Annotated in this window: 22 protein-coding genes and 1 pseudogene; 10 read left to right on the forward strand and 13 right to left on the reverse strand. The window is 58.0% G+C overall.

The window, feature by feature from the left end:
- The first annotated feature begins 57 nt into the window (after nt 1-57).
- Nucleotides 58-821, forward strand: a pseudogene (surE, locus tag AC0V6W_RS05370) (5'/3'-nucleotidase SurE).
- Nucleotides 822-846: 25 nt separating this feature from the next.
- Complete coding sequence (locus AC0V6W_RS05375) at nt 847-1,968, forward strand: potassium channel family protein (protein WP_486147910.1); 1,122 nt, start codon at nt 847-849, stop codon at nt 1,966-1,968.
- Between the two features lie 38 nt (nt 1,969-2,006).
- On the opposite strand, the gene AC0V6W_RS05380 is transcribed toward AC0V6W_RS05375, so the two are convergent.
- From AC0V6W_RS05380 to AC0V6W_RS05400, 5 genes are all read right to left on the reverse strand, one after another.
- Entirely contained in the window at nt 2,007-2,228 is a 222-nt protein-coding gene (locus AC0V6W_RS05380) for a helix-turn-helix domain-containing protein (RefSeq protein ID WP_486147912.1), read from the reverse strand.
- The gene (locus tag AC0V6W_RS05385) at nt 2,228-2,791 is read right to left on the reverse strand and encodes a hypothetical protein (RefSeq protein ID WP_486147914.1); all 564 of its coding nucleotides are present in this window, start codon (nt 2,789-2,791) and stop codon (nt 2,228-2,230) included. Before AC0V6W_RS05385 ends, AC0V6W_RS05380 begins: the two co-directional genes overlap by 1 nt.
- Before the next feature lie 200 nt (nt 2,792-2,991).
- On the reverse strand, nt 2,992-3,288 hold the full coding sequence (locus AC0V6W_RS05390; RefSeq protein ID WP_486147916.1) for a hypothetical protein: 297 nt from the start codon (nt 3,286-3,288) through the stop codon (nt 2,992-2,994).
- A gap of 275 nt (nt 3,289-3,563) precedes the next feature.
- The gene (locus AC0V6W_RS05395) at nt 3,564-4,238 is read right to left on the reverse strand and encodes an outer membrane protein (protein WP_486147917.1); all 675 of its coding nucleotides are present in this window, start codon (nt 4,236-4,238) and stop codon (nt 3,564-3,566) included.
- A gap of 339 nt (nt 4,239-4,577) precedes the next feature.
- A complete protein-coding gene (locus AC0V6W_RS05400) occupies nt 4,578-4,979 on the reverse strand; it encodes a DUF1761 domain-containing protein (protein ID WP_486147918.1) in 402 nt (133 codons plus the stop codon).
- 392 nt (nt 4,980-5,371) lie between these two features.
- Here AC0V6W_RS05400 and rimO point away from each other — a divergent pair, with 392 nt between their 5' ends.
- Nucleotides 5,372-6,757: a 30S ribosomal protein S12 methylthiotransferase RimO gene (gene rimO, locus AC0V6W_RS05405; protein ID WP_486147919.1), complete on the forward strand. Its 1,386-nt coding sequence runs from the start codon at nt 5,372-5,374 to the stop codon at nt 6,755-6,757.
- Here the strand turns inward: rimO and AC0V6W_RS05410 are convergent.
- From AC0V6W_RS05410 to AC0V6W_RS05420, 3 genes are all read right to left on the reverse strand, one after another.
- The gene (locus AC0V6W_RS05410; RefSeq protein WP_486147920.1) at nt 6,754-8,427 is read right to left on the reverse strand and encodes a bifunctional helix-turn-helix transcriptional regulator/alpha/beta hydrolase; all 1,674 of its coding nucleotides are present in this window, start codon (nt 8,425-8,427) and stop codon (nt 6,754-6,756) included. The two genes, rimO and AC0V6W_RS05410, sit on opposite strands and share 4 nt — an antisense overlap.
- A gap of 113 nt (nt 8,428-8,540) precedes the next feature.
- The gene (locus AC0V6W_RS05415; RefSeq protein WP_486147922.1) at nt 8,541-8,852 is read right to left on the reverse strand and encodes a hypothetical protein; all 312 of its coding nucleotides are present in this window, start codon (nt 8,850-8,852) and stop codon (nt 8,541-8,543) included.
- Nucleotides 8,853-9,013: 161 nt separating this feature from the next.
- Complete coding sequence (locus AC0V6W_RS05420; protein WP_486147924.1) at nt 9,014-9,880, reverse strand: hypothetical protein; 867 nt, start codon at nt 9,878-9,880, stop codon at nt 9,014-9,016.
- A gap of 267 nt (nt 9,881-10,147) precedes the next feature.
- On the opposite strand from AC0V6W_RS05420, the gene AC0V6W_RS05425 reads away from it, so the two are divergent.
- From AC0V6W_RS05425 to AC0V6W_RS05445, 5 genes are all read left to right on the forward strand, one after another.
- Nucleotides 10,148-10,948 carry a transglutaminase-like domain-containing protein gene (locus AC0V6W_RS05425; RefSeq protein WP_486147926.1) on the forward strand — a complete coding sequence of 267 codons (801 nt, stop codon included), beginning with the start codon at nt 10,148-10,150 and terminating at the stop codon, nt 10,946-10,948.
- 101 nt (nt 10,949-11,049) lie between these two features.
- Nucleotides 11,050-12,495, forward strand: coding sequence for a glucose-6-phosphate dehydrogenase (zwf, locus tag AC0V6W_RS05430; RefSeq protein ID WP_486147928.1), 1,446 nt, complete (start codon nt 11,050-11,052; stop codon nt 12,493-12,495).
- Nucleotides 12,488-14,293 carry a phosphogluconate dehydratase gene (gene edd / locus AC0V6W_RS05435; protein ID WP_486147931.1) on the forward strand — a complete coding sequence of 602 codons (1,806 nt, stop codon included), beginning with the start codon at nt 12,488-12,490 and terminating at the stop codon, nt 14,291-14,293. The genes zwf and edd overlap by 8 nt, the downstream gene beginning before the upstream one ends.
- On the forward strand, nt 14,293-15,273 hold the full coding sequence (locus tag AC0V6W_RS05440) for a glucokinase (RefSeq protein ID WP_486147933.1): 981 nt from the start codon (nt 14,293-14,295) through the stop codon (nt 15,271-15,273). Before edd ends, AC0V6W_RS05440 begins: the two co-directional genes overlap by 1 nt.
- Before the next feature lie 92 nt (nt 15,274-15,365).
- A complete protein-coding gene (locus AC0V6W_RS05445; RefSeq protein WP_486147935.1) occupies nt 15,366-16,286 on the forward strand; it encodes a L,D-transpeptidase family protein in 921 nt (306 codons plus the stop codon).
- Nucleotides 16,287-16,572: 286 nt separating this feature from the next.
- Here AC0V6W_RS05445 and tilS read toward each other — a convergent pair whose 3' ends face one another.
- The 5 genes from tilS to AC0V6W_RS05470 form a co-directional block, all read right to left on the reverse strand.
- The gene (gene tilS / locus AC0V6W_RS05450) at nt 16,573-17,610 is read right to left on the reverse strand and encodes a tRNA lysidine(34) synthetase TilS (RefSeq protein ID WP_486147937.1); all 1,038 of its coding nucleotides are present in this window, start codon (nt 17,608-17,610) and stop codon (nt 16,573-16,575) included.
- Between the two features lie 27 nt (nt 17,611-17,637).
- Nucleotides 17,638-18,666: a tetratricopeptide repeat protein gene (locus AC0V6W_RS05455; protein WP_486147939.1), complete on the reverse strand. Its 1,029-nt coding sequence runs from the start codon at nt 18,664-18,666 to the stop codon at nt 17,638-17,640.
- 238 nt (nt 18,667-18,904) lie between these two features.
- Nucleotides 18,905-20,023, reverse strand: coding sequence for a RodZ domain-containing protein (locus AC0V6W_RS05460; protein ID WP_486147941.1), 1,119 nt, complete (start codon nt 20,021-20,023; stop codon nt 18,905-18,907).
- Between the two features lie 125 nt (nt 20,024-20,148).
- On the reverse strand, nt 20,149-22,419 hold the full coding sequence (gene ptsP / locus AC0V6W_RS05465) for a phosphoenolpyruvate--protein phosphotransferase (protein WP_486147943.1): 2,271 nt from the start codon (nt 22,417-22,419) through the stop codon (nt 20,149-20,151).
- A 104-nt stretch (nt 22,420-22,523) separates the two neighbouring features.
- On the reverse strand, nt 22,524-22,679 hold the full coding sequence (locus AC0V6W_RS05470; protein WP_486147945.1) for a YdcH family protein: 156 nt from the start codon (nt 22,677-22,679) through the stop codon (nt 22,524-22,526).
- 361 nt (nt 22,680-23,040) lie between these two features.
- On the opposite strand from AC0V6W_RS05470, the gene AC0V6W_RS05475 reads away from it, so the two are divergent.
- Both AC0V6W_RS05475 and AC0V6W_RS05480 read left to right on the forward strand, forming a co-directional pair.
- Nucleotides 23,041-23,238 carry a DUF465 domain-containing protein gene (locus tag AC0V6W_RS05475; RefSeq protein WP_486147947.1) on the forward strand — a complete coding sequence of 66 codons (198 nt, stop codon included), beginning with the start codon at nt 23,041-23,043 and terminating at the stop codon, nt 23,236-23,238.
- A 320-nt stretch (nt 23,239-23,558) separates the two neighbouring features.
- A complete protein-coding gene (locus tag AC0V6W_RS05480) occupies nt 23,559-24,020 on the forward strand; it encodes a DUF1465 family protein (protein ID WP_486147949.1) in 462 nt (153 codons plus the stop codon).
- Nucleotides 24,021-24,321 lie beyond the last annotated feature (301 nt).

Raw genomic sequence — 24,321 nt, forward strand, 5'->3', positions numbered from 1 at the left:
AGCGCTTTGACCAATTCAGGGACAAGCTCAGGGCGAGCGGATTGAGAGATTAAGACTATGAAAATCCTCGTAACAAACGACGACGGCATCCACGCGCCCGGCCTCGAAGTCTTGGAAGCCATCGCGGCTGAGTTGTCAGACGATGTCTGGGTGTGCGCGCCATCGGAGGAACAATCGGGTGCGGGTCATTCGCTCACGCTCAACCGCCCGGTGCGCCTCCAGCAATTTGGCCCGCGCCGCTTTGCCGTCACGGGCACGCCGACAGACAGCGTCATGATGGCCCTTCGCGAAGTGATGGACACCCCGCCCGATCTCATCCTGTCGGGCATCAATCGCGGGGCCAATCTGGGCGACGACATCACCTATTCGGGCACGGTGTCAGCCGCGATTGAAGGCGCGCTTGCAGGCATTCGCTCAATCGCTCTAAGCCAGGTTTATCGCGGCGGTGATAGCGCACCTGATGACCTGTTCGGCGCGGCAAAAGCGTGGGGCAAGCGCGTTATTGAACCTTTGATTGAAACGCCGTTTGAAAATCGCACGCTTATCAATGTCAATTTCCCCCTTGCGAGGCCAATGCGGTGAAAGGCATTCGCGCGGTCCGTCAGGGGTTTCACGATTATTCGCGCGGGAGCATTGTCGAAGGGCGCGATCCGCGCGGGCAACGCTATTTCTGGTTCGGCCTGCACGCCATCGAACACACGGCCGACCACGGCACCGATCTGGAAGCGATTGAGGACGGGTTTATCGCGGTCACTCCGCTGCAATTGGACCTGACGCACCATGCCAGCATCAACGCGCTATCAGAACGATTTGCCGGGTAGGCCGGGCGCTGTTATCGGTTAAGCCATGGACGGGTCCAAGACTGACAAATCGGGCGGGCTGACAGGCCGCGACAAACAGGCCTATCGCATCGCTCGCCGCCGGTTCAAACCGCTGCGCCGCGCGGTCAAACTGCCGGTATGGGGCGATCTCAGCATCCGGCTGGGCGCAGCGCTGATCCTTATCATGATCGTCGTGATGATCCATTGGTGGGACCGCGAAGGGCTGGTCGACAATGTCGATGGCCATGTCAGCTTTCTTGATGTCGTCTATTTCACAATGATTTCGATCACCACGACAGGGTTCGGCGATATCGCCCCCGTCAGCGACAAGGCGCGCCTGGTCGAAGCGGTGATTGTCACCCCCATCCGGTTTGCGGTGTTCTTCATTTTCGTGGGCACAGCGTATAACTTTATTATCAAGCGTTCTTGGGAGAAATGGCGCATGTCCAACATTCAGGACAATCTGGCCGATCATGTCGTGGTGCTGGGATATGGCGTATCGGGTTCGCAAAGCGTTGAGGAATTGATCCAGCGCGGCACCGATCCTGCCAATATCGTCGTGGTCGATCCCAGCGAGGACCGCCTGTCAGAAGCCGAAAAGCTGGGCGCCAATGTGATGGCAGCCGATGCGACGCGCGATGAAACTTTGCGCGCTGTGCGAATAGAGGAAGCGGGCAGCGTGCTGGTATCAGCGGGGCGCGATGACACATCCATCCTGATCGTGCTGACCGTGCGGCATCTTGCGCCCAAAGTGCCCATCAGCGTGGTCGTGCGCGCCAACGACAATGAATTGCTCGCCCGTCAGGCGGGCGCGAACAATGTCATCAATCCGGTGCGGTTTACAGGACTGCTGCTGGCTGGCAGCGCGCAAGGGGCGCATATTTCCGATTACCTTGCCGATCTCGCCTCAGTTTCAGGCCGGGTGCAATTGGTCGAACGCATTGTCGAAGAAGATGAATGCGGCGCTGCCATCACCGAATTGAAAAGCGGCGGACGCGGATTGCGCATTTATCGCAATGGCCGCGCCATCGGATATTGGGAAGATGAATGCCAGTGCCTGCAAAAAGGCGATGTCATCGTTGAAATTGTGCCGACCGAAAACGGCAATGGCAACCGCGATACAGGCGGGGTTGGCCTGCACGTCTAGGGCGTATTGCAAGGCGAGAGCCTTGGCCCGCGCCTGCCCTATTCTTCATCCGGGCTATCGGGAACATGGCGCAGAATATCGCCGGGTTCGCATTCCAGATAGTCGCAGATTTTTGACAGCGTTTCGAACTTCACGCCTTTTACCTTGCCCGATTTAAGCAATGACAGATTGGCATCGGTGATCCCGATATGGGCGGCCAGATCCTTTGATTTCACCTTGCGCGTGGCCAGCATGATGTCGAGAGTTACTTCGATAGCCATCAGACGTATTGCTTTGCCTCCTCCTTGGCGGCCTGACCTTCGCGCAAGGCCTGCCCCAATGCCAGCAAAACCACGCCGATCAACAGGTACAAAAAGTCCAAATCCACAAAAGAAAACGGGATCATGATGCCGTTATCCGCCCAAAAGCCGGCAATGCCGATCAAGGGAATGCCCACCGCCATCATCCGCGTGGTCAGATACAAAAGGATCATCCCAACCCCCAGACGTTTCAGCGCATTGCGCGCCGATGAAACCAGCAATTCGCCGCGCGCGGCCTGTCTTAAAAAGCGGTTCATGGAGAAAAACAGCAGCCACAAGGATGTAAGGGCAAGCGCATTGGTAGCGAGTATCGCGATGATAGTGGGCGCATTCATCGTCAGAACGCCGCCATCTTCATCAATAAACTCCATCAGCAATTCTGTATCGCCAAACAGGGCAGCGATACAGGCATAAGAAACTAGCATGCCGGCGATCACTGTCATCACCCCGGCCAACACACGCATAACCCGGTACAGCGCGGGGTTAGGGCTCAAATGGCTGCGGGTTGGCCGTTCGTCTTGCATGGCGTCTCTTTTCGAAAAATTGCCTGCCCGGCATACAGGCCAAGCGGTGTTTGTGTAATCTTTTCCCTTTTCAAAAACACTGCGCAAAGGCGAGGAAACATGCCTGCGGCTTAATGGCGCTGGGCAGGCCCTGCCTTGCATGAAAAAATACCACGCCAGCAAGACCTGCCGCGGACGCAAGACCGCGCGCGCTATCGGCATCAGCAATCGAGGTAATCTTGCCGGTCACGGATATAATCCTTGGCCGCGCGGTGTTCATCAGCATCCAGATCATCGCCCAACGCATCCAAGGCCGCATTGTCAGCGACGGCCCCTTTGCCCAGCAGGCTGGACACTGAATTGAGCGCGCCGCTGGTTTCCGCCTCGCGCTCGCCGCGCTGTTCGTAATCCAGCGCGACCGCCAATTGGCTGCACGACATCGCGTCAAAACGCGAGATTTGCCGGTCCGACAGGCTGACACAGCCAGCCAAAAGCACAGCCATGGATAAAGTGGCCACACAAAGAGGGGCCATCCTAAGCGGAGTTGGGGCAAGCGGGGGTATTGTCATTTTCATGGGTCATCTCCGTTTCATCGATCAGCCCGAAAGGCTGTTCGAAGCGGTCAAAAAGAACGCGGTGACAAGAGCGATCAGATGCACAATCAAAGCGATTAAACCCAATACAATCAGATATTTCGCATGTTTCATGCAGCGCCCTTCACTGGGTTGGAAAAAGATGCTGCTGGACAGATCCCTGGTGGGGGTACGGACCTGCCCAGCAACATCAAGACAAGTCAAAAGCGCAGTGTCGCACCGGCCAAGACTTGATCTGAGCGCAAGGAGCCGCTCAAATTTGTGCGGCGATATTCGACCCGCAAAGCTGCATTGCGGTTCACCGCAAATTCCGCGCCGCCGCCAAACATAAAGCCATCGCGGTTTTCGGTTTCTGTGGCGATGGCGGTATCAGCGTTGCCGCTGGCGAACCGATTGATGGAAAGGCGGGTGCGGCTGTATCCTGCGCGGCCATAAAAGAGCACGCGGTCCCCCAGAACAACGCCTGCGCGAACCGAAGCATCGGCAGACCATTTGGGGTCGATATTGACGGTGCCGCCGCCTGTTACATCGCCTGTGATGGTGCGGCCATTGGGGCTAAAGCCTGCCTCTGCGCCAAGCACAAACTGTTCAAACTGCGCGTCATATCCGATATACCCGCCATACGTGATGCCGCTTTTGCGCTCATCCAGCACTGCCGCATTCGCGCCTGTCAGAACGGTTTCATCCACGCTTTGGCGCGAATAGCCGCCTTGTGCGCCAATGCTGACGCCTTCGAAATTTTCCTCATCCTGCGCAAAGGCTGCGCTGGATGCGGTTAGCGCGGTGAGCGCTGCCACAGCGCTGATTGCAGTGATTGCGGATCGGGCCGCGAGTGTGAGGGGGAACGGGGAGTAGGAGGGGGTTAAGTGTTTCATTTTGTATTCCTTAGATTTGATTTGGGCGCAAAAATCCGCCGCGCAAATCGCTGCGCGCCAGATCCACATTGTGTGAAAGGAGCCGTTGGCCGGGCCCGGTTGCCGCTTTGGCCTAGACCATGCTGAGCCTGTTTAAGGGCGCAGACTTAGCCAAGACCAAGCGGGCGGGGTTTGGGTGGGTTGCGGGGTAGGGTCGGCTTTAGGCTCCAAATGTGATTGCAAGAATCGCATTATGGCCAGATTTGCCGAAAAGCAAATACTTTTTATTGTGGAATGATAATTTCGTATTGTTTTAGGAGAAAGAGAGAGGCGCGATTGGTGCGCCGCTCCCCGCTCGGCTTACCCCCTGAACCACACAAACACGCCGCCCATCGCCGCCATTCCGAGCAGGAAGTGGCCCGCATCAATCACAAACAGCATAAAGGATTTGCGCTGGAACAGATAATTGATGCCCATGGCAGGCACCATGATCCCGCCGGCAAAGCCCATGGCCATCATCATCACCACATGGGGCGCAGGGTTCACGCGGGCGAGCAGATGCCACAGCACCATCGCGATCAGCATTTCAAACAGAAAACACAGGCCAAAGATAATGGCGGGATTGCCGCCTTCCACTTCGGCATCGCTCATCCCTGCGGCTTTCTGCCAGGCTTTACCAAACAGCGCGCCGTACCAGATCATGCCGACAACAAAGAACGCGGCTGCCCCTGCCAGCACCGGCCATAATGCAAAATCACTCATAGTGTCCCCTCCTGCTCAATTGCTCTTTTGATGCAAGCCTAGCGGGGGATGCGCGACGTGGACAGGGGGTTAAGCCAGAAGTGCGCGGCGGGGGGGTGCCTAAGGGCGGGGGGAGCCTCTGTGGCGGGCCCCTGTTGGGGGGAACTAATGGCAGGCCCCAGTGAAGGGAACTGGCGGAAGGCAGGTGCGGCGGGATTTTCCTACATGGCCGGCGCGTGCTACTTTTGCTTCTGGGTCGTTTGTGCGCGGGGTTGGAGGAGCGGCTGGATAAAAGGCCCCATCCCCCCTGCCAAAACCTTTTTAAACCCCCATCCCCCGTATGTACTTAATCAGCGACTCGCCCCTGCAAAGCCTATGGCACCCAGCCAGCGAACCGTGTAATGGCCCGCGCAATGAACACGCCTTCAACCACTCTGCCCGATGCCAAAAAGGTTGGCATGGTTTCCCTCGGCTGCCCCAAAGCCCTGGTCGATTCCGAACGCATCCTAACCCGCCTAAGAGCCGATGGTTACGCGATGAGCCCCGACTATGAAGGCGCCGATGTGGTGCTGGTGAACACCTGCGGTTTTCTCGACAGCGCCAAGGAAGAAAGCCTTGCCGCAATCTGGGAAGCGATCGCCGAAAACGGCCGCGTCATTGTGACAGGGTGCATGGGCGAAGAGGCCGACACGATCCGCGCCGCCCACCCACAAGTGCTCGCAGTGACAGGGGCGCATCAATACGAACAGGTGGTCGAAGCGGTGCACACTCACGCCCCGCCAAGCCAGGGTCCGTTTGTCGATCTGATCCCCCAGCCGGACGAGGCAGGGATAAAGCTGACCCCGCGCCATTACAGCTATCTCAAGATTTCAGAGGGCTGCAATCATTCGTGCAGCTTTTGTATCATCCCTGATCTGCGCGGAAAACTGGCCAGCCGCCGGATTGATGCGGTCTTGCGCGAGGCGGAAAAGTTGGTCGCTGCCGGGACGCGCGAATTGCTGGTGATCTCCCAGGACACCTCAGCCTACGGCGTCGATACAAAGCATGATCCGCGAAGCTGGAAAGGCCGCGAAGTGCGCGCGCATATGACCGATCTCGCGCGTGAATTGGGCGGTCTGCGGACAGCAGATGGCATTCCGCCCTGGGTGCGATTGCACTATGTCTATCCCTACCCTCATGTCGACAAAGTGATCCCTTTGATGGCTGAAGGGCTGCTGACGCCTTATCTAGACATCCCGTTCCAGCATGCCGCGCCTGCTGTGCTCAAATCCATGCGCCGCCCCGCGAACGAAGCAAAGGTGCTCGCAAGGCTCAAAAAATGGCGCGAGATTTGTCCCGACATTGCCATCCGATCAAGCTTTGTCGTGGGCTTCCCCGGAGAGACTGAAGCGGATTTTGAGTATCTGCTCGAATGGCTGGAAGAAGCGCAATTGGACCGGGTGGGCGCATTCCGTTTCGAACCCGTCGAAGGGGCAGCCGCCAATGCTCTGCCCGATCCGGTGCCTGAGACGGTCAAAGAAAAACGCTATGCCCGGCTGATGGAATTGACCGAAAAGATCAGCGCGGCAAAGCTTACCGCCAAAGTGGGCAAGATATTGCCCGTCATCATCGATGAAGTCGGCGAACCGGACGAAGACGGCGATACAGGTGCCACCGGGCGCAGCCAGGCCGATGCGCCCGAAATCGACGGCGCTGTCTACCTGCGCAATGTCCCTGCAGCTCTAGAAACCGGCGCAATCGTGGATGTTGAGATCGAGGATGCCGACGCGCATGATTTGTTCGGCGTGATCCGCGCCTAGTCCAGCCCGTCCATCACCGAGCGGATATAGCGGGTCACTGCCTGCGGCTGATCATAAAGCAGAAAACTGCCGCCGCCCGGGATCATCACGGGCGCATCGAGGCCATAGCGTTCGCACATCGTTTCGACAAAAGCGCGCGGCGTTGTCCCGTCACGCTCTCCCAAAAGCAGGTGCAAAGGCAGCTCGCATTTTGCCAGCTCCGGTCCCCAGTCATGCGACCAGTTCATCATGGTATCGAGCATCCCGGTGGAGCCAGGCGAAAGACCATAGCGCGCTGCATGGCGGAACAGCTTGACGATTTCCGGGTCGCGCGCCGTTTCCAGCTCCCGCTCGCAATCCTTGTAGAAATCTTCGACGAAACGGTAAAACTGCCCGTTTCCCAGACTGGCCAGCATGGCGCGGATATAGGCGCGCGCAAAAGCCGGAGCGATCCGCGATGTGCGAATATGAATGCGCGGCTGCGTCTTGAGATGCTGAAAATCTTCGCGCTTTGAGAACGGGAAAAATGCCCCTGCCCCAATCCCTTTTGACAATCGCTGCGGCATCGCGTTGGCCATGCCGATCATGAATGGCATGCCTGCCTGGGTGGCAAGACCCGCAGCGCTTTCGATCTCAAGGATGTCCAGCAAGGCCGCAAAACGCTGAGCATGCGCGACCGGTGCAGCAGGGCCCGTGGGTGCGGGACTTGAATCGCCCAAACCAGGCCGCCACGGCGCGATGATACGCAGCCCCTGATCTATTGCCGCCTTATGCACCCGCAAGGGCATCATCGGGCCTTCAAGCGGGTGAAAATACAGCACCGGATCACCCGCAGGATCGCCGCATTGCTCCCAAGCGATCGTGATACCCTTGGCAATGTTGAAGATATTCGTGTTGAGCGACAATGCGTCATCATCGACCGATCCAACCGGGTTTAGCGAATGAATGAACCCGGCATAAAGCAGCAACAATTCCTCTTTCGAATTGATCTCCAGCTTGCGTTGCAGAGCTTTCAATTGGTTGCGCACCGTGCCCAAAGAACGCTCGCGGATTTCGGAGAATTCGCGCACGCTGCCGCCGATCACCAAATGCCGGGTCAACGCCAATTCGGTGGGAGTCATTGAAAATGCGCGGGCGAAAATGTCGCTGGTGGCTTCATCCCACCTCAGCTTAACTGCCGTCAGGACGATTTGCGATGAAACCTCGCCGTCGATCCGCCGCGCGGCAAACCAGCGCGGTGCCTTGGATACACCGCTGGAGAACAGCTTGAGAAAATGCGGCTCGTTTGTCGCCTTAAGCCCGCGCAGCAAAGCAATATCGGCTTTTTCGGTGACGGGATTGAACAACATATCTGGCAGAAACGCGCCAAACTTCAGATCATTGTCTGCGAATGTGCGCGCATCGAAATAGACAATTCGCAGATCGTCATCGAGCGCCAGATCGCAATCCATGATCGCGCCCGCTTCGGTTTGGATGGCGTTGAAATTGGTGGTTCTAAGCGGGTAGAGCTTATCCAGAATTCGCAGCGTGTTTTCGAAATGCTCGTCTGCGCCGTTATGCGTAAAATCGGAATGTTCGCTGGTTTCAACCAATAACGGCATCAGGCTCACGAATTGCTCTGGCTCTGCAACAGCGGCATACGCTTTCGCAATCACGGATTGCACATCTAGCTGATTGTCTGGATCGGTCACTGAATGGGGCTCGATTTGGCTAGAGGCAGATAACACTGCGCGGCGGGAATGCCATACGCGAAAACCGCGCCCATTCTAGACGGGCGCGGTTACTCAATCGTTTGAGGCGCAGATTACTTGATGCAGTATTTTCCCGAAGCTTTCAGCCCTGAAGGGCAAGATCCGCTTTTCACTTCGGCATAATCACCTTTGTCACCGACACAGTAATTGGCGCTGGCTTTAAAGCCTGTGGGGCATGATCCGATTTTGGTGATCGCGACCTGGCTGGATGATTTGCAGCTGCTGCCGCTTTGTTTGAACCCTTTGGGGCACGAGCCGTCCTTTGCGACCTCGCTAGACGATGATTGTGCGGATGCCGGAGCCACAAGAACAGGAGCAGTGCCGATAGCAAGTGCACCGGCGAGAAGAGCAATACGAAAACGCATGATATTTGTCCTTTTATGAAGAAATCGGAGGCGAAAGATGCAGCGGCCAATGAGCCTAGAAAAATCCAGCATCCACTGACCGCTGCAAAGTGTGAGCAAAGCGAAATGAAAAATTCACTTGGGTATGCGCCTTGCCCGCGGGTCGCCTCAAGAAATTGAAATTAGCCGGCAGGGCCGCGGCGGAATGTCAGGGCAACGGCGCTTTTACCGGTGCTTTTATCAAACCATTGGCAGTAAAAATCCGTGCCGGATTTGTCGGTGTGCAACGCGCCGAAATTGAACGTCGTGAAAGTGCGTCCGCGCTTGTCCATATACGCTTTGTAAGCGCTCGAACGGTCAGAATTGCTGCCAGACGCCGTGGGTGTGTAGCCGGTTGAATTGCCGGTGTGCAGCATGATTGCCTTCCCGCCATAATTGCCGACACTGGGGCCATTGGTGTTATTGAGCTGCTCGCCGCCGTCAAAAGACACGCATTGGATCGCATAAGCGTGTTTTTTGTATTTGTTCTTGTCAAATTCGACATAGAGCACATCGCCAACGCCCAAACCTTCAAACACACAGCCGCTCGTGGGCTGAACATTGCGGCGATCGAGGAGGCCGCTGCGCTCTTGAGTGCTGATACCCTGGCTGAAAGTATATTCGCCATCACGCGCAACGAATGCGTTTCCAAGGCCTACATTTGCGCATTGGGTTGCGCTTGCATATTTCGCAGGGGTTGGTCCCGCACTGCCCGCATGATCCGGCGCCCGCGCGGTGCATGGTGAGTTGGAATTGCTGCCGCGATTGGCATTGCAGCGCGAACCATTGGCCGATGCGCCGACACCGCTTGCGGAGACACCGCCGCCATTCACAACCGCATCGACGGTGCGCGCGGCTTCGCTGGCCTGGTCTGCTTTTTTCTTGGCTTTCTTGGCTGCCTTTTTGAGCTTGTCAAAAGGCCCCGCCGTCATTTCTGCTTGAGCCGGTGCAGCGGCAACGAAGCCGGTCGCAAGCGCGGCGCTGGCAATCGCCAGAACACTGATTTTCATGGATACAATCCCTTGTATTAGCGCCGGTCGGATCGTCTTTCGGGAAGCAAGACCGGCACTGCGTTGATGAGGATTGATCAATTAGGCCGGGCCATACCCGTCATGAATATCCCATATGGGACAGACAGGTTGGCCCCATGCGCTGTGCACTAAACCGTTGCAAAATGGGGCACTTGGGCACGCAAAGGTTAATTGGAGCAGCTGTATCTTCGCGATTTTCTTTTAGCTTTTGCGCAACCCTATCGCAATTGGGCGATTGGATGAAGTATGCCTCTTCAAATTCAATCTTCCATCGCTTTCGAAGCTGATCAGCCAACCGATGTTCTATTGCAATTCGAAGCTGCCCAATTGCCTGAGCAACAGCTGAGCAATCTGTCCACTCTTGTCACCCGGTCCGCGCATTTCGCTCGTATCGGTGCGCATGATAATATTGGCGAGAGGGCATGGTTGCGGTGCAATGGCCTGATCCAGATTGATTATGCCGCAACTGTCAAGATAGACCGGCAATGCGATGATCTCAGCGCGCTTGAGGGCCTGCCTCATCATCAATTGCCTGGCGAAGCGGTGCAATATCTGCTGGATTCCCGGTATTGCAGGGGCCAGGAATTTCAGGCGCTCGTCGCCTCGGAATTTGACGGGACTGAGGGCGGTGCGCGCATCGCTGCAATCCTGGCGTGGATTGACCAGCATTTCGAATATGTGCCCGGTTCGAGCAATGCCGATACAGATGCACGGCAGACCTTTATCGAGCGGCAAGGCATTTGCCGCGATTTCGCGCATGTGATGATCGCGCTGGCACGTGCCTCTGCTATCCCCGCGCGTTATGTTGCGTGTTATGCGCCGGGCGTAACCCCGCCCGATTTTCACGCCATCGCCGAAGTCTTTTTGGCCGATCCGGCCATTGCAGGAGGCGGAACATGGCAGATGGTTGACCCCACGGGCATGGCTGATCCTGCAAACACGGCGAAAATCGGGGTGGGCCGCGATGCCGCCGATGTCAGTTTCCTCACCTCCTTTGCTCCTATTAACTTCCTTAGCAGCAGCGTCGAGGTCACTCTGATTGATTAAGCGCAAATAACAGGCCTGTAGTGCGTCAATTTGGATTGCCGCTCCCTAAACAATTGGCTAGCAGCGTGACGCTACGCTCCGCTCATGTTTAGGGATCATAGATGACCCAGTTTGCCGCTGACAGGCTCCTTCTTTTCGGTGCAACCGGCGATTTGTCGCGCCGTAAGCTTTTGCCATCATTGTGTGCGCTTGATGCTGATGGATTGCTGCCCGAAGGGCTCAAGATCATTGGCACTGCACGAAGCGAACTCGACGATGCGGGCTTTCGCGATATGGCGCGCCAAGCGTTAGAGGCTCATCTCGAAGACGAGCGGCGCGGCGGGATGGCGGGGTTCCTCAACCGGCTGAGCTACCAGCAATTGGATGCCTCCACTGTCGAAGGGTTCGATGATCTTGCGGCAAAGGTCGGCGACTATTCGGAGCAGGGCCTCGCAATATTCCTCTCAACCGCGCCCAGCCTGTTTGAGCCTACGATCGAAGGCCTGCGCCATGCAGGTCTGGCGGGTGACAGGGTGCGGATGTGCCTCGAAAAACCGCTCGGCACTGATCTGGAAAGTTCGGCGGTTATCAATGATGCGGTTGCGGATGCTTTCCCCGAAGACCGCATCTTCAGGATTGACCATTATCTGGGCAAGGAGACGGTGCAAAACCTGCTGGCTCTTCGCTTTGCCAACATCCTGTTTGAACCCATCTGGAATGCGAACTTTATCGAGCATGTTCAGATCACTGTGGCAGAGACCGTCGGGCTGGAAGGCCGCGTCAGCTTTTATGATGATGCAGGCGCTTTGCGCGATATGGTCCAAAACCATATGCTCCAATTGCTCAGCCTTGTTGCGATGGAGCCGCCCACCAGCTTTGATGCGACCGCTGTGCGCGATGAGAAAGTGAAAGTGCTGCGCGCCTTGCGGCCTGTCATCGCAAACGAAACAGTTACCGGACAATACCGAGCAGGGGCAATCGGCGGACAGGCGGTACCCGGATATGACGAAGAACTGGGCAAAGCCTCCAACACGGAAACTTTCACCGCGATCAAGGCGCATGTTGAAAACTGGCGCTGGAAAGGCGTGCCCTTTTACCTTCGCACGGGCAAACGTCTGCCCGAACGCGTAACGGAAATTCTGGTCCAGTTTCGCTGCGTCCCCCACTCCATCTTTGGCGCAGGCGGCAGCGGCCTCAATCCCAATTCGCTGCTGATCGGCATTCAGCCGGAAGAGAACATTACCCTTTCGCTGATGGCGAAAGTTCCAGGGCTTGAAGCGACGGGCAATGCCCTGCGCGAGGTGCCATTGGAAATCACAATGCCCGACGCATTCGTGGGATCACATCGCAGGATTGCCTATGAACGCCTGCTGCTCGATCTCATAAAAGGCGATCAGACCCTGTTCGTGCGCCGCGATGAGGTTGAGGCGCAATGGGAATGGGTCGATGCGATCCGTGCTGCATGGAAAAATGCGGATATGACGCCAAAGACTTACACCGCAGGCAGCTGGGGGCCAAGCGCGGCGATTGCCTTGGCAGAACGCGACGGGGTCAGCTGGCATGAGTGAACTTAACGGCACCATCCACCGCGTGACACAGCGCGTGACCAGACGCTCCAAGCCGGGGCGCAGCGCCTATCTCGAATTGATGAAGCGCGAGGCGGATCGCCGGCCAGAGCGCGAAGCCGTGTCCTGCTCTGTTCTGGCCCATGCCTTTGCAGGCGCTCTGGAGGATCAGGACGCGCTAAAAGACAATCGCGGGCCCAATATCGGGATTGTCAGCGCGTATAACGACATGCTGAGCGCGCATCAGCCTTATGGCCGCTATCCTGACCGCATGAAGATCTACGCGCGCGAAGTGGGAGCCACGGCGCAAGTTGCAGGCGGAACACCTGCCATGTGTGACGGGGTAACGCAGGGCGAAGACGGGATGGAATTGTCCCTGTTCAGCCGCGACAATATCGCGATGGCGACCGGCGTTGCGCTGTCCCACCAGATGTATGATGGCGCGGCTTTTCTTGGCATTTGCGACAAGATTGTGCCGGGTCTGCTGATGGGCGCTTTGCGCTTTGGCCATTTGCCCGCGATCTTTGTGCCCTCCGGCCCCATGCCCAGCGGCATTTCCAACAGCCAGAAACAGGCAACCCGCCAGAAATTCGCATCGGGTGAAGTGGACCGCGATGCCTTGCTCGAAAGCGAGCTTGCCAGCTATCATTCGCCGGGCACCTGCACCTTTTTCGGCACGGCCAATTCCAATCAGATGATGATGGAGATGATGGGGCTGCATGTTCCGGGCAGCGCCTTTGTCCAGCCGGGCACAAAATTGCGCCAGGCATTGGACCGTGCCGCGGTGCACCGGCTTGCCGAATTGTCGGGCACCACCACCCGCACTCTTGCTCAGGTCGTTGATGAAAAAGCCATCGTGAATGCGGTGATCGGCCTGCTTGCTACCGGCGGATCGACCAATCATGCGATCCATATCCCCGCCATGGCGCGCGCGGCGGGCATTATCATCGACTGGAGCGATCTGGCCGAGCTTTCCAGCGTCGTGCCATTGCTTGCCCGCGTCTATCCCAATGGATCAGGCGATGTGAACCAGTTCCATCACGCGGGCGGCATGGGATATGTGATTGGCGAATTGCTTGAGGCTGGCCTTGCCCACCGCGATATCCTGACCGTGTGGGAGGACGGGTTTGAGGCTTACGCCGCCGAACCTGCCTGGCAGGACGATGCGCTTTTGTGGTCCCGCGTTGCTGAAAGCCGCGATGATACGATGGTCCGGCCTGCTGACGATCCATTCCAAAGCGATGGGGGGATGAAATTGCTAACCGGCAATCTGGGCCGGGCGTGCTTCAAATCCTCTGCTGTTGCCAAAGAGCGCTGGACAATCACAGCCCCCGCCCGCGTGTTTGAAACACAGGATGCCGTCACCGCCGCATTCAAGGCAGGCGAGCTTGACCGCGATGTTGTTGTCGTCGTCCGGTTTCAGGGGCCGCGCGCGAACGGAATGCCGGAACTGCACTCGCTTACCCCTGCCCTCGCGGTATTGCAGGACAAAGGCCACTCGGTCGCGCTGGTTACCGATGGGCGCATGTCAGGCGCATCAGGCAAAGTGCCAGCGGCAATCCATTGCACACCCGAAGCGCTTGGCGGCGGGCCGCTTTCGCGCATTGCAGATGGCGATATTGTGACCGTGTGCGCAGCAACCGGAGAGCTTTCCACCACAGCCGATCTTGATGAGCGAACCCCTGCACCCGATCCCGCGCCCGAATGGGGCGTGGGGCGCGAACTTTACCGGATGATGCAGTCGCACGCCGACGGCGCAGAACAGGGCGCATCGGCGATGCTGAAAGCGGCGGGGCTTTAATGAGCACCGATCTTGTCGCGGTTGACATTGGCGGCACGCATGCACGCTTTGCGATAGCCGCGATTGCGGGCGATGGCACCATTGAACTGGGCGAACCGGTAACACTGCACACCGAAGCGCATGCCAGCTTTCAAACCGCTTGGGAGCATTTCCGCGAGGAGAAGGGCGGCAGTCTGCCTGACAATGTCGCAATGGCGGTCGCAGGGCGGATCAAACCTGATATCATCCGCTTTACCAACAATCCCTGGATAATCCGTCCGCCATTGATGGCAGAAAAACTGGGCTGCACAGCGCATATGATTGTCAACGATTTCGAAGCTGTCGCCCATGCCGCAGCGCGCGCACCGGCTGACCAATTCCTGCATCTCACCGGGCCCGAAGGCGAATTGCCCGGCACCGGCACGATCAGCGTATTGGGGCCCGGCACCGGCCTTGGCGTTGCGCATTTCTGGCGAAGCGCGCCCGAACACTACCGCGTACAAGCGACCGAAGGCGGACACGGCGATTTCGCCCCGCTTGACGCCATCGAAGATGCGATCCTTGCCCGCTTGCGCAAGCGCCACAATCGGGTCTCCACCGAACGCGTGGTATCCGGGCCGGCGATCGTCGATATCTACCAGGCGCTTGCCGCGCTAGAGGGGCGCGCGGTCGCCGAATTGGACGATGTCGCGATCTGGACCGCAGGCACGAGCGGTGACGATAGCCTTGCTGCTGCTGCGGTTGACCGGTTCTGTCTGTCTTTGGGAGCCGTGGCAGGCGACATTGCTCTGGTACAAGGCGCAAACGGTGTGGTCATTGCAGGCGGGCTTGGCTACCGCATTCGCGAAACACTCCTGTCTTCAGGGTTCGCCTCACGTTTTCGCGCTAAGGGGCGGTTCGCAGGTTTGATGGGGACCATCCCTGTGAAACTTATCACGCACCCCCAACCCGGCCTATTGGGAGCCGCAGCCGCCTTTGCGCAGACGATTGACTCTGGCTGAACGCGTTAACTTTTGCCAAATCCGCGTCCCCCGAGGGGACTTGAACCATCGCGCCACTGGCGCAAAATGCGCAAAAGAGGCATAAGGCATGAATGAAAAAGGTGCAGACCCCCAACCGATTCACCGCTGCCATGGCTTTGGCTGCGTGCGTTTTTGCCTCTCCGTTGGCCGCACAGGATACTGCCACCAGCCTGCTTGGCGATGAAGCCGAGCTGATCGCCAACGAAGCATCCGACGCAATCCGGGCGATTGACCCTAATACCGGCGCTCCTTCGGCGATTATCGATCCCAGCCTGCCCACGCCTTACGGTGCAGACATCGCATCAAGCGAACAGCCCAACCGCACCATTGCGGCCCTGCCCCCCATCACTGGCGATGCCGCGATGCCTGCTGCGCCGCGCGGTCCCGCCACGCGCACTATCCCGGCGCGGCCTGCCACTTTGGCGAACAACACTGCGTCCTTGCCCATCGCGCCGCCGGTAACGCGCCCCTCACCAGCGCAGGCCTATGTCGAAGAGGCCGCGCCTACGCCAGTCATCGAAAGCGATGATCCATTCGTTATCAAAAGCATTCTGCCGATCAGCGGGTCCATCCGTTATGGCGAATGGTATTGGGACGAAACCCGCGCGCCGACCAAAGGCAAGCTCATCATCACGGTGGATCTCGATGCACGGATTATCTCGGTGTTCCGCGATGGCCATGAAATCGGCACTTCTGTTGCTCTGCTCGGAACGAAAAAGCATCCCACACCGCTGGGCGTGTTTCCGATCCTGACCAAAGAGATCGACAACGTTTCGGAAAAATACAACAATGCGCCGATGCCATACACATTGCGCCTGACATGGAGCGGTATCGCTATCCATGGCTCGCCCGTGCTCAACGGTTATGCCAGCCATGGCTGCATCGGTGTTCCCGATGATTTTGCCGAAAAGCTGTTCGCCATTGCAAAGCGCGGCGACAAGGTTGTGATTACCAAAGGCAATATCGTTGGCCTTGGTCACAAAATGCTCTGATCAAACGGTTTGAACCATTGAAAAGGCTCGCCTGATGGCGGGCCTTTTTTGTTTTGGGTGCGGACCAGACATCCGACTGATCCTTGGCCGGACCGCCCCGAGTCTTTGTTGAGTGCGGATTGCACATCCGTGCAATCCTTGGCCGGACCGCCCCGCCTCCCCGCCCGTCCACCATATCCTGTGGAACCCTTGGTGGACGGGCGGGGAGGCGGGGCGGTCCGGCGTGAGCGTTAGCGAACACAGACAAAAACACGCCCTAGCGAACACAAGAGCAAGCCAACGCAAACTAATGCAATGAACGCGGCGGTTCAGGGGTGAAACGCCAGCTGCGCATTTCAACGCCCACCTTCGCGACAAGCTCTGATCCCGGCACAGCCAGCACTCCGCCTAACGAAGCATTTTGGCCCTGCCATAACCGATCAAAGGCGCGGCCTGCTTCTGCCCGGCTGACGGCCCCGCCCAATTCACCAACAATCCGGCAAATCGTCTCCACTGCCACCGCGCGGGGGACATTGGCGTAATAGGTGAACGCTGCCGAACCATCGCCATCGCGGTGGACCATGTCTTCCCAGTCAATTTCGGCAAACCAACTCAAAGCCAGCCATGCCTCCCCCAGATTGGCGGCGCTTTGGGCGAGCTGCTCGGGAGCGAGCCATTCATTCTCGCTCAGATGCTTGCGCACTCGCACCCGGTCAAACTGAGCGTCTTTATTGGATGGGTCATTGACCGGCTTAATCCCGCACCGGGCAACGACATTTTCAAGTTCCGCTTTGCGCCAACGCAGCAGCGGGCGGATCAAAAGCAAATCATCAAAACCCGGCACATGCGAGGCGGCACGCACTCCTGCCAGTCCCGCCAGCCCGCTTCCGCGCGCAAGACGCATAAGCAGCGTTTCCGCCTGATCGTCAGCATGATGCGCGGTGGCAAGCGCGCCCAGTTCAGCCTTTTCTGCCCATGCACCAAGCGCCCGGTACCGTGCGTCGCGCGCGCGCGCTTGAAGATTGCCGGGAGAAAGTGTCACTTTAATCGGGGTAAAAGGCACATCCAGCGCGGCGCACAATTCGCCCACAAATGCGACTTCGCTGGCCGCTTCTGCTCGCAATCCGTGATCGACACTGGCGACCGCGATATCGCCATCCAACGCAGCATGCGCGAGGAGCACCAGAGCCAGGCTGTCCGGTCCGCCAGACACCGCCAACCCAAGCGGCCCGGCGCGCGCCTCTTTCGGCCAGACGAGGCTGAGCGCGCGCGAAAAGCGTTCGGCAAGGTCCGCGTCATTCAACCCGGTTAAATCAAGCGCGCCAAGTTGGAACGGTTCTGACATCGCCCGCAGTGCTGGAACAGCGCGGCGTTAAGAGCAAGTGACCTTTTGCCTATTGCTCTCATACTTGTCCGACAAACGCCCGGTTGCGACCGCCGGATAGGTTTCGGCAAACTCCGACAAGGCGATACAGGCGCGCGTCGTGTCACCCAAAGCGATCATGCTTTCGGCAAGGAACAACAGACTGTCGGGTGCGCGGCGCGCGGTTTTGTCGGCCTGATAATTGCGCAGGAACCACCGCGCTGCCTCTTGCGGCATACCATCATCAAGGAAAGCCCGGCCAAGCAGATTGCGGCCATAGGTTACCCGGAAATGGAGCGGGTATTCCTCAACATATTTGGTGAGCTGCTGGCGCGCTTCGGGGTAAAAGCCCGCGTTCCAAAGGCGGAAACCATAGGAATATTCATCATCGCCCGCATCTTCGGTTTGCGGTTTGGTGATGGCCTGCACCGCGGCAAGCCGCGCAGCGGACGGACCCGTCGCCGCTGGCGTTGGCGTTTCAGCCGGACGTGATTGCGCACCGGAACCAGTCGATCCCAAATCGCTTCCCGCACCCTGAGCGGAAAGATTGCTATCCACTGCGGTTGCTTCTTCTGACCCGCCACCTGTTAGCGGAGCGCTGGTGCCACCGGATTCGAGCGCGGTCACCCGATCATCCATCAAGGCGATGGCATTGGCCTGTTCCTCGCTAAGCGCTGTTAGCCGCTGCAATTGCAGCTCCATCGCATCAAGCCGGGCGAGAATATCTGTAACAGCCGTGGTCGATGGCGCGGAAACACCATCGGCAGTGCTGCCCTGCGCTGCGCCTGTTCCCGGGGAGATCTGGGGCTCAAAATAGCGCCCTGCACCGCCCGGAAATACATTGCGCTGCAAGGCGCGAACTTCCGCTTCGATCTTGCGCAAGCGCGCCTCGGAATTGTCCTGAGCCAGCGCGGGGACGGGCGCCGCAAGCACAGCCAGCACTGCAAAACATGCACCAATGCCGCTTTTGACCTGAGGTCGCTTCGTTAACGGCGCAATCACCGATGATTGCGTTTTGGGCGTTCCTAGTTTGAGCATGGCTTGCGTGGGCTCCCTATTCTTCGTGGCTGCATTCTTGATGGAATGACACAGCGCGCCTGAACCGTGGCCGAATCTTTGCGCGCCCTCGGCGGTCAAGTCGAGAGCGCGGCGGGCGAAATCCCAAGGAAATCGGGTTCAGTTTGGGGGTAACTGGCGCGATTGATCACAAATGATACCGGCCAGACGATCCCATTTCCGACACTTCCTAACCAGAATGGGCAATTAGCCCCTTGGCCTAACGAGCAGGCGGCGGTGCTTCTTCACTTGCCGGTGCGGCTGGTTCAGACGCGGGTTCGGATAGAGGCGCATCGGCTGGCTGAGACGGTGCAGCGGTTTGATCTGCGGCTGGCGGAGGCGCATCGGCGGATGGGTCGCCCTCTATCTCAGTCGGAGCCTCTTGCTGAGCCGGCGCATTTCCTGCGGCATTTGATGATGAGGCAGGTCGCGGGTTCGAGCGGACGGGCGGTGCCTGCCGCGCCGGAGACGAAGCGGTCCCGGTATTGGCGCCTTGGGCCTCTAGCGCCGTGTCGCCGACGGGGGCAAAACGCGCGATTAGATCGCGTGCCGTTACAGGCTCAACCAAAGTGACCTGCTCATCCGACAATTTGGGCACATCCTTGCCGTCGATTGTGATCGAAAGAAATTGCGGACGGCCAGTGTTCAGCTGAACATTGGGCACATTCTTAGGCACCCGGAATTCATCGCCGCGCGCCATCGTTGTCTCAAGCAGGACATCCCCGCCTTCAACAAAGAAACGCACCCAAATTTCGTCATCCAGAGCCGTGAACACGACTTGCCCGTTCGGATTAAACTCGGGCTGTGCGCCGCCATCGGCCGCAGCAAGAGCTTCCCCATCCCCTTCGCTGCTCGCCTCATCGCTTGCCAGCAAAGATCCAAGACCGGGGCCTGAGGCGTAATAGGTGTTGTAAAAGGCATAAACGCCCGCGGCGAGCACTATCGCGGCAAATGCGCCGAACCATGCAAGGCCAGCAGAGGGCAACTTGGCCGGATCACCCGGCTCCATGCCGCCGGTTTGAGCCGCGCGCCGTTCGTTTTCATCGACCATTTCTGCGCGGACGGCATCGGTTATTTCAACCTCGTCCAACCCGACTGCACGCGCATAATTGCGCGCAAACCCAATCGCATAAGCGCGCGCGGGCATATTTTCGAACGCTTCATTCTCAAGCGCTTCGAGATGGTGGACCGGTATGCGCGTTTCGGCTGCTACGAATTGGAGATCGAGACCCTTGGCAAGCCGTGCAGCGCGCAATTGTTCGCCCGGCCCCATCGGTCCGGTGGATGTTTCCGCTTCGCTCAAGTGCTCGGCTTCGCTGGTTTCTTGCTCGCTATCCATGACCCGGTTTCTCGTTCGCTCAACTCGTGGCTTCCCGCCCGCTAGCACAATGGCCGCGCGCTGTCTTTCATCCTGTCTGTCAAGTTTTGTGAACGCATGTCAACCGATGGTTGAAAAAGGTAGGCCTATTCAACCTCGATTGCGCGCTCGCCAGCCCATTGCATAAGGGCGCCGCGCAAATTGACTTGCGGGTCAGCGAGCCACCCTTCCATGGCGTTTTCGAGGTCGAACAGATTGACCTTGCACACCAATTCCTTGATCGGGCCAACAGCTGCGGGCGTGATCGAAAGGCGGCGAAATCCGATGCCGAGCAATGCCAAAGCTTCCAGCCGCCGCCCGCCCATCTCTCCGCAAACGCCGACAGACGTGTCGCTGCCTGCTGCCTCTTTCGTGACCCGGCGCAAGAACCGGATGATCGGCAAGCTCAGCCAATCATAGCGCTGCGCAAGTTCCGGGTTTGATCGGTCGGCGGCAAACAAAAACTGAGTAAGGTCATTGGTGCCAACCGACAAAAAGCTGAGTTTGGGCAAAAGCAGATCAAGCGTTTCTGCCAAAGCCGGGACTTCGAGCATCGCGCCGTAATGGATGGCATCGGGGCATTGTTTCTTTTTGGAGCGCAAAAAGGCGAGCTGTTCTTCGAACACGGCTTTCGCCGCGTCAAATTCCCACACTTCGGACACCATCGGAAACATCACGTGCAAACTGCGCCCCGCCCCTGCCTCAAGCAGCGCGCGCGCCTGCGCTTTCATCAGCCCTTGACGTTCAAGTGCCAGCCGCAAAGCGCGCCAGCCCATGGCCGGGTTTTCATCATTGCGGGCAATATCTGAGGCGAGATATGGCACCGCTTTGTCCCCGCCAATATCGACCGTTCTGAAAATAACAGGCTTGTCACCTGCGGCCTCCATCACATCGCGGTACAGCTTCATCTGGCGTTCGCGTTGGGGCAGCGTGGCGGAGACCAGAAACTGAAATTCGGTGCGGAACAATCCGACACCATCCGCACCCGTCATGGCCAAAGCGCTCATATCATCGCGCAGGCCTGCATTCATCATCACTTCGATCCGGTGCCCGCACAGCGTTTTTGGCTCAACATCGCGCAATTCGGCATAGGCCGCCTGTTTTTCGCGCGACCGGGCAAACCGCGCCGCGAACGCTTCGGAGATCGGGGCGGACGGGCGCACTGTTGCTGTGCCAGCGGTCGCGTCCAGCAAAACCTCGTCGCCTTCGCGCACGATCCCGCGCAAGCCATTGGTGCGGCCCAAAACCGGCACACCCATCGCGCGCGCAACGATAACGACATGCGCGGTAAGCGAGCCTTCTTCCAGGATCACGCCTTTCAAACGGCGTTTGTCATATTCAAGCAATTCAGCAGGGCCCAGATTGCGGGCAATCAGCACAGTGTCGCGGGGCAGCCCCTGCGATGCGGCAGTCGCGAGCTGGCCTGAAACAATCCGCAGCAAGCGATTGGCGAGATCTTCCAGATCATGCATCCGGTCGGCCAGCAAAGCATCGTCAATCTCGCGCATGCGCATCCGGGTGTGCTGCTGCACCCGTTCAATCGCGGCCTCGGCTGTCAGTCCGCTGTCGATCGCTTCGTTAATGCGGCGCGACCAACCTTCGTCATAAGCGAACATTTTGTAGGTTTCCAAAACCTCTTCGTGTTCGCCGCCAACGCCAAATTCTGCCTGTCCTGCCAGGTGGTCAATCTGGTCGCGCATCTTGTCAAAGGCGCGGTAAACGCGGGCGCGTTCCGCTTCTATATCATCGGCCATCACCTGCGTGATCTGGACGCGCGGCTGGTGAAAAACCGCTTGGCCGACGCCAAGTCCTTTTACCAAAGTCAGCCCGGTAAGCGATTGCTGACCCGTCTGCGCCCCGCCAAGATTGAGCACCTCTTCATCATCGACCAGTTCAGCATTGGCAATCAATTCGGACAGAACCATGGCCGTGGTCTGCAACGCTTCAATCTCGACTTCTTCGTACCGGCGCGGATCGACATGCTGGACGCACAGCACGCCCACCGCGCGCGCCCTGTAAACAATTGGGACGCCGGCAAAGGAGTGAAATTTCTCCTCGCCCGTTTCCGGCCGGTACTGAAAGTCTGGATGCGCTTTTGCTTCGGCAAGGTTCAGCGTTTCGACATTGTCTGCGATGACGCCCGTCAGCCCCTCACCAATCGCCATGCGGGTAACGTGCACCGCGCTTTGATTAAGGCCGCGCGTCGCGAACAGCTCCAGCATGCTCTCACGAAGAAGGTAGATCGAGCACACCTCAGATGAGAGGCTTTCGCCGATAATCTGCACCACACCGTCAAGCTTGCCCTGCGTGTGCATACGCGAAGCCATCACCTCGTGAAGGCGAGTAAGTATTTGTCGGGCGGAAGCAGCAGCACTCATGCGAATGCAAGCCTAGCTGTCAATTCAGCCAAAAGCAAAGCGGATTGCGCCATGGTAATCCGGTGAACGAACCCAAATTGATGGCGACCGGAGCCGCAGGCGAGCTAGTTTCGAGATAGCTCTTCTTTCAATCGCAATTTGCGTTTCTTGAGACTTTGTATTGTCGCTGCATCAGGCACCGGGCGGGCCATTTCATCGCGCAATTGCGCTTCGATGCCGGCATGCTTGGATTGGAGGGCATGGACGTGCGACGATACCATTGACGTGTCTCCTGTATAAGCGGGGGCTGCCCCCGGATGAGCGACTCGGCACATGAAATGCCGAACGGCCAACACGGATCAAACCACACACATCGTGTCTTGAAAAGGCCCAACACAGCGTGAAGGCGAGCCAACGTTGGAAATACGCGGTCAATCGTGGGCAATGCCTAGTGTCCCATATAGTGCCCCGGCGTTCTTGGCCGATCCCAACCGCCGATTTGCAGCCTGCCAGCACAGTGGTATGGCGCTTTATGAGCACCGGCCATAGAAGGCTTTGGGCCATGGAAGGCTTTGGGCCGCGAAAGCCTTGGGCCGCACTGCAAGCCACGTGATCTGCGATATTCGATAAGGGCGCAATTTTATGAATGAGGCTGAGCTTCGCAAACGGCTCGAATTGCTCCGGACAGAGCATGGCGATTTGGATGCCGCAATCGCCGCCTTGATTGATGCGGGCGCAAAGGATCAATTGCAGATTGCGCGATTGAAAAAACGCAAATTACGGCTGAAAGACCAAATCGCCATGATCGAAGACAATCTGGTCCCCGATATCATCGCATAGGCTTTGTGCGCTTTAGTGTGCGAAAACGGACATTGGGGTGGCGAATGGGGGTTCGCGCTTGGGGGGTTCGCGCATGGTTTTTGAATAGCGGCCCGCGCGTAAAGCCCACTTGTTCCACGGAATTTTTGTAAGCTTCGTCCACCGCATTTCGCACACTGCGAGGGGCAAAAACCGCAGCACTCAGGGGCGTTTATCCCTAACGCGCGATAAGGGTTTGCCCCCGTTCCTGTCCCGCTCAGGGACGGTCCCAGTTTGGGGCGGGATAAACCATGCCGGGTGCTGGCGAACAGGCGATCAAGCCATTAGCGTTTGGCTCCAACATGACCCGCACATCAAGCCTTTCCCGCCCGATAATTGAGGCCCTTTATACCGAAGCGCTCGTCCTCACCGACGATGTGCGTTCGGTGTTTGCATTGGGATCTGACAACCGTGACATGGGGGAGGATTGCATGGTGCGCCTCGCTCTATCGACCGAGGGGCTGAAGACCACCACTCGCATGATGCATGTGCTGGCATGGCTGCTGAACCAGCGGGCCTTTTTCTCCGGCGAGCTGAGCGAAAGTCAGGTGCGCAAGCATGGCGTGCTGCCATCGGATCGCAAAGCTGATCCAGAACAATTGCAGCGGCTGGAACCGGAAACCTGCGCGCTGATTGCAGAGACCGAGAAACTGCACCAGCGTATCGCGCGGCTGGATGAGGCATGGCGGCAGAATTTCGAAATGAATTCGCCCGCGCGCGCTTTTCAAGGGCGGCTTGAACGGCGACTTGCTGATCTGGGCTAGATCTGATTGGGCTGGGTCTGATTGGGGCTGGGTCTGATTGGTATAAAGCGCAGCGGATTTACGCCTTAAGGGCGCGAGCGTTTTCCTACTTGCGATGAGCGTTTTATAAAGGTGCGCTTTCGCTCTTTCACATTGTTGGTCTTGGGGCCTGTTTCAGGGCTTTGTTTTGGCGTTTATGCTGCGCAGCCCGGTGCGCTTATGCGCCGCCCAATCCCCGTTCAGGCTTGGCATTTTCGCAATATGAATAAGGTTACACTAACGGCACGAGTTTGCGGCTCTGCCTCTTGAATTTTGGGCGAAA

Source organism: Erythrobacter sp. JB1-7, assembly GCF_057365015.1.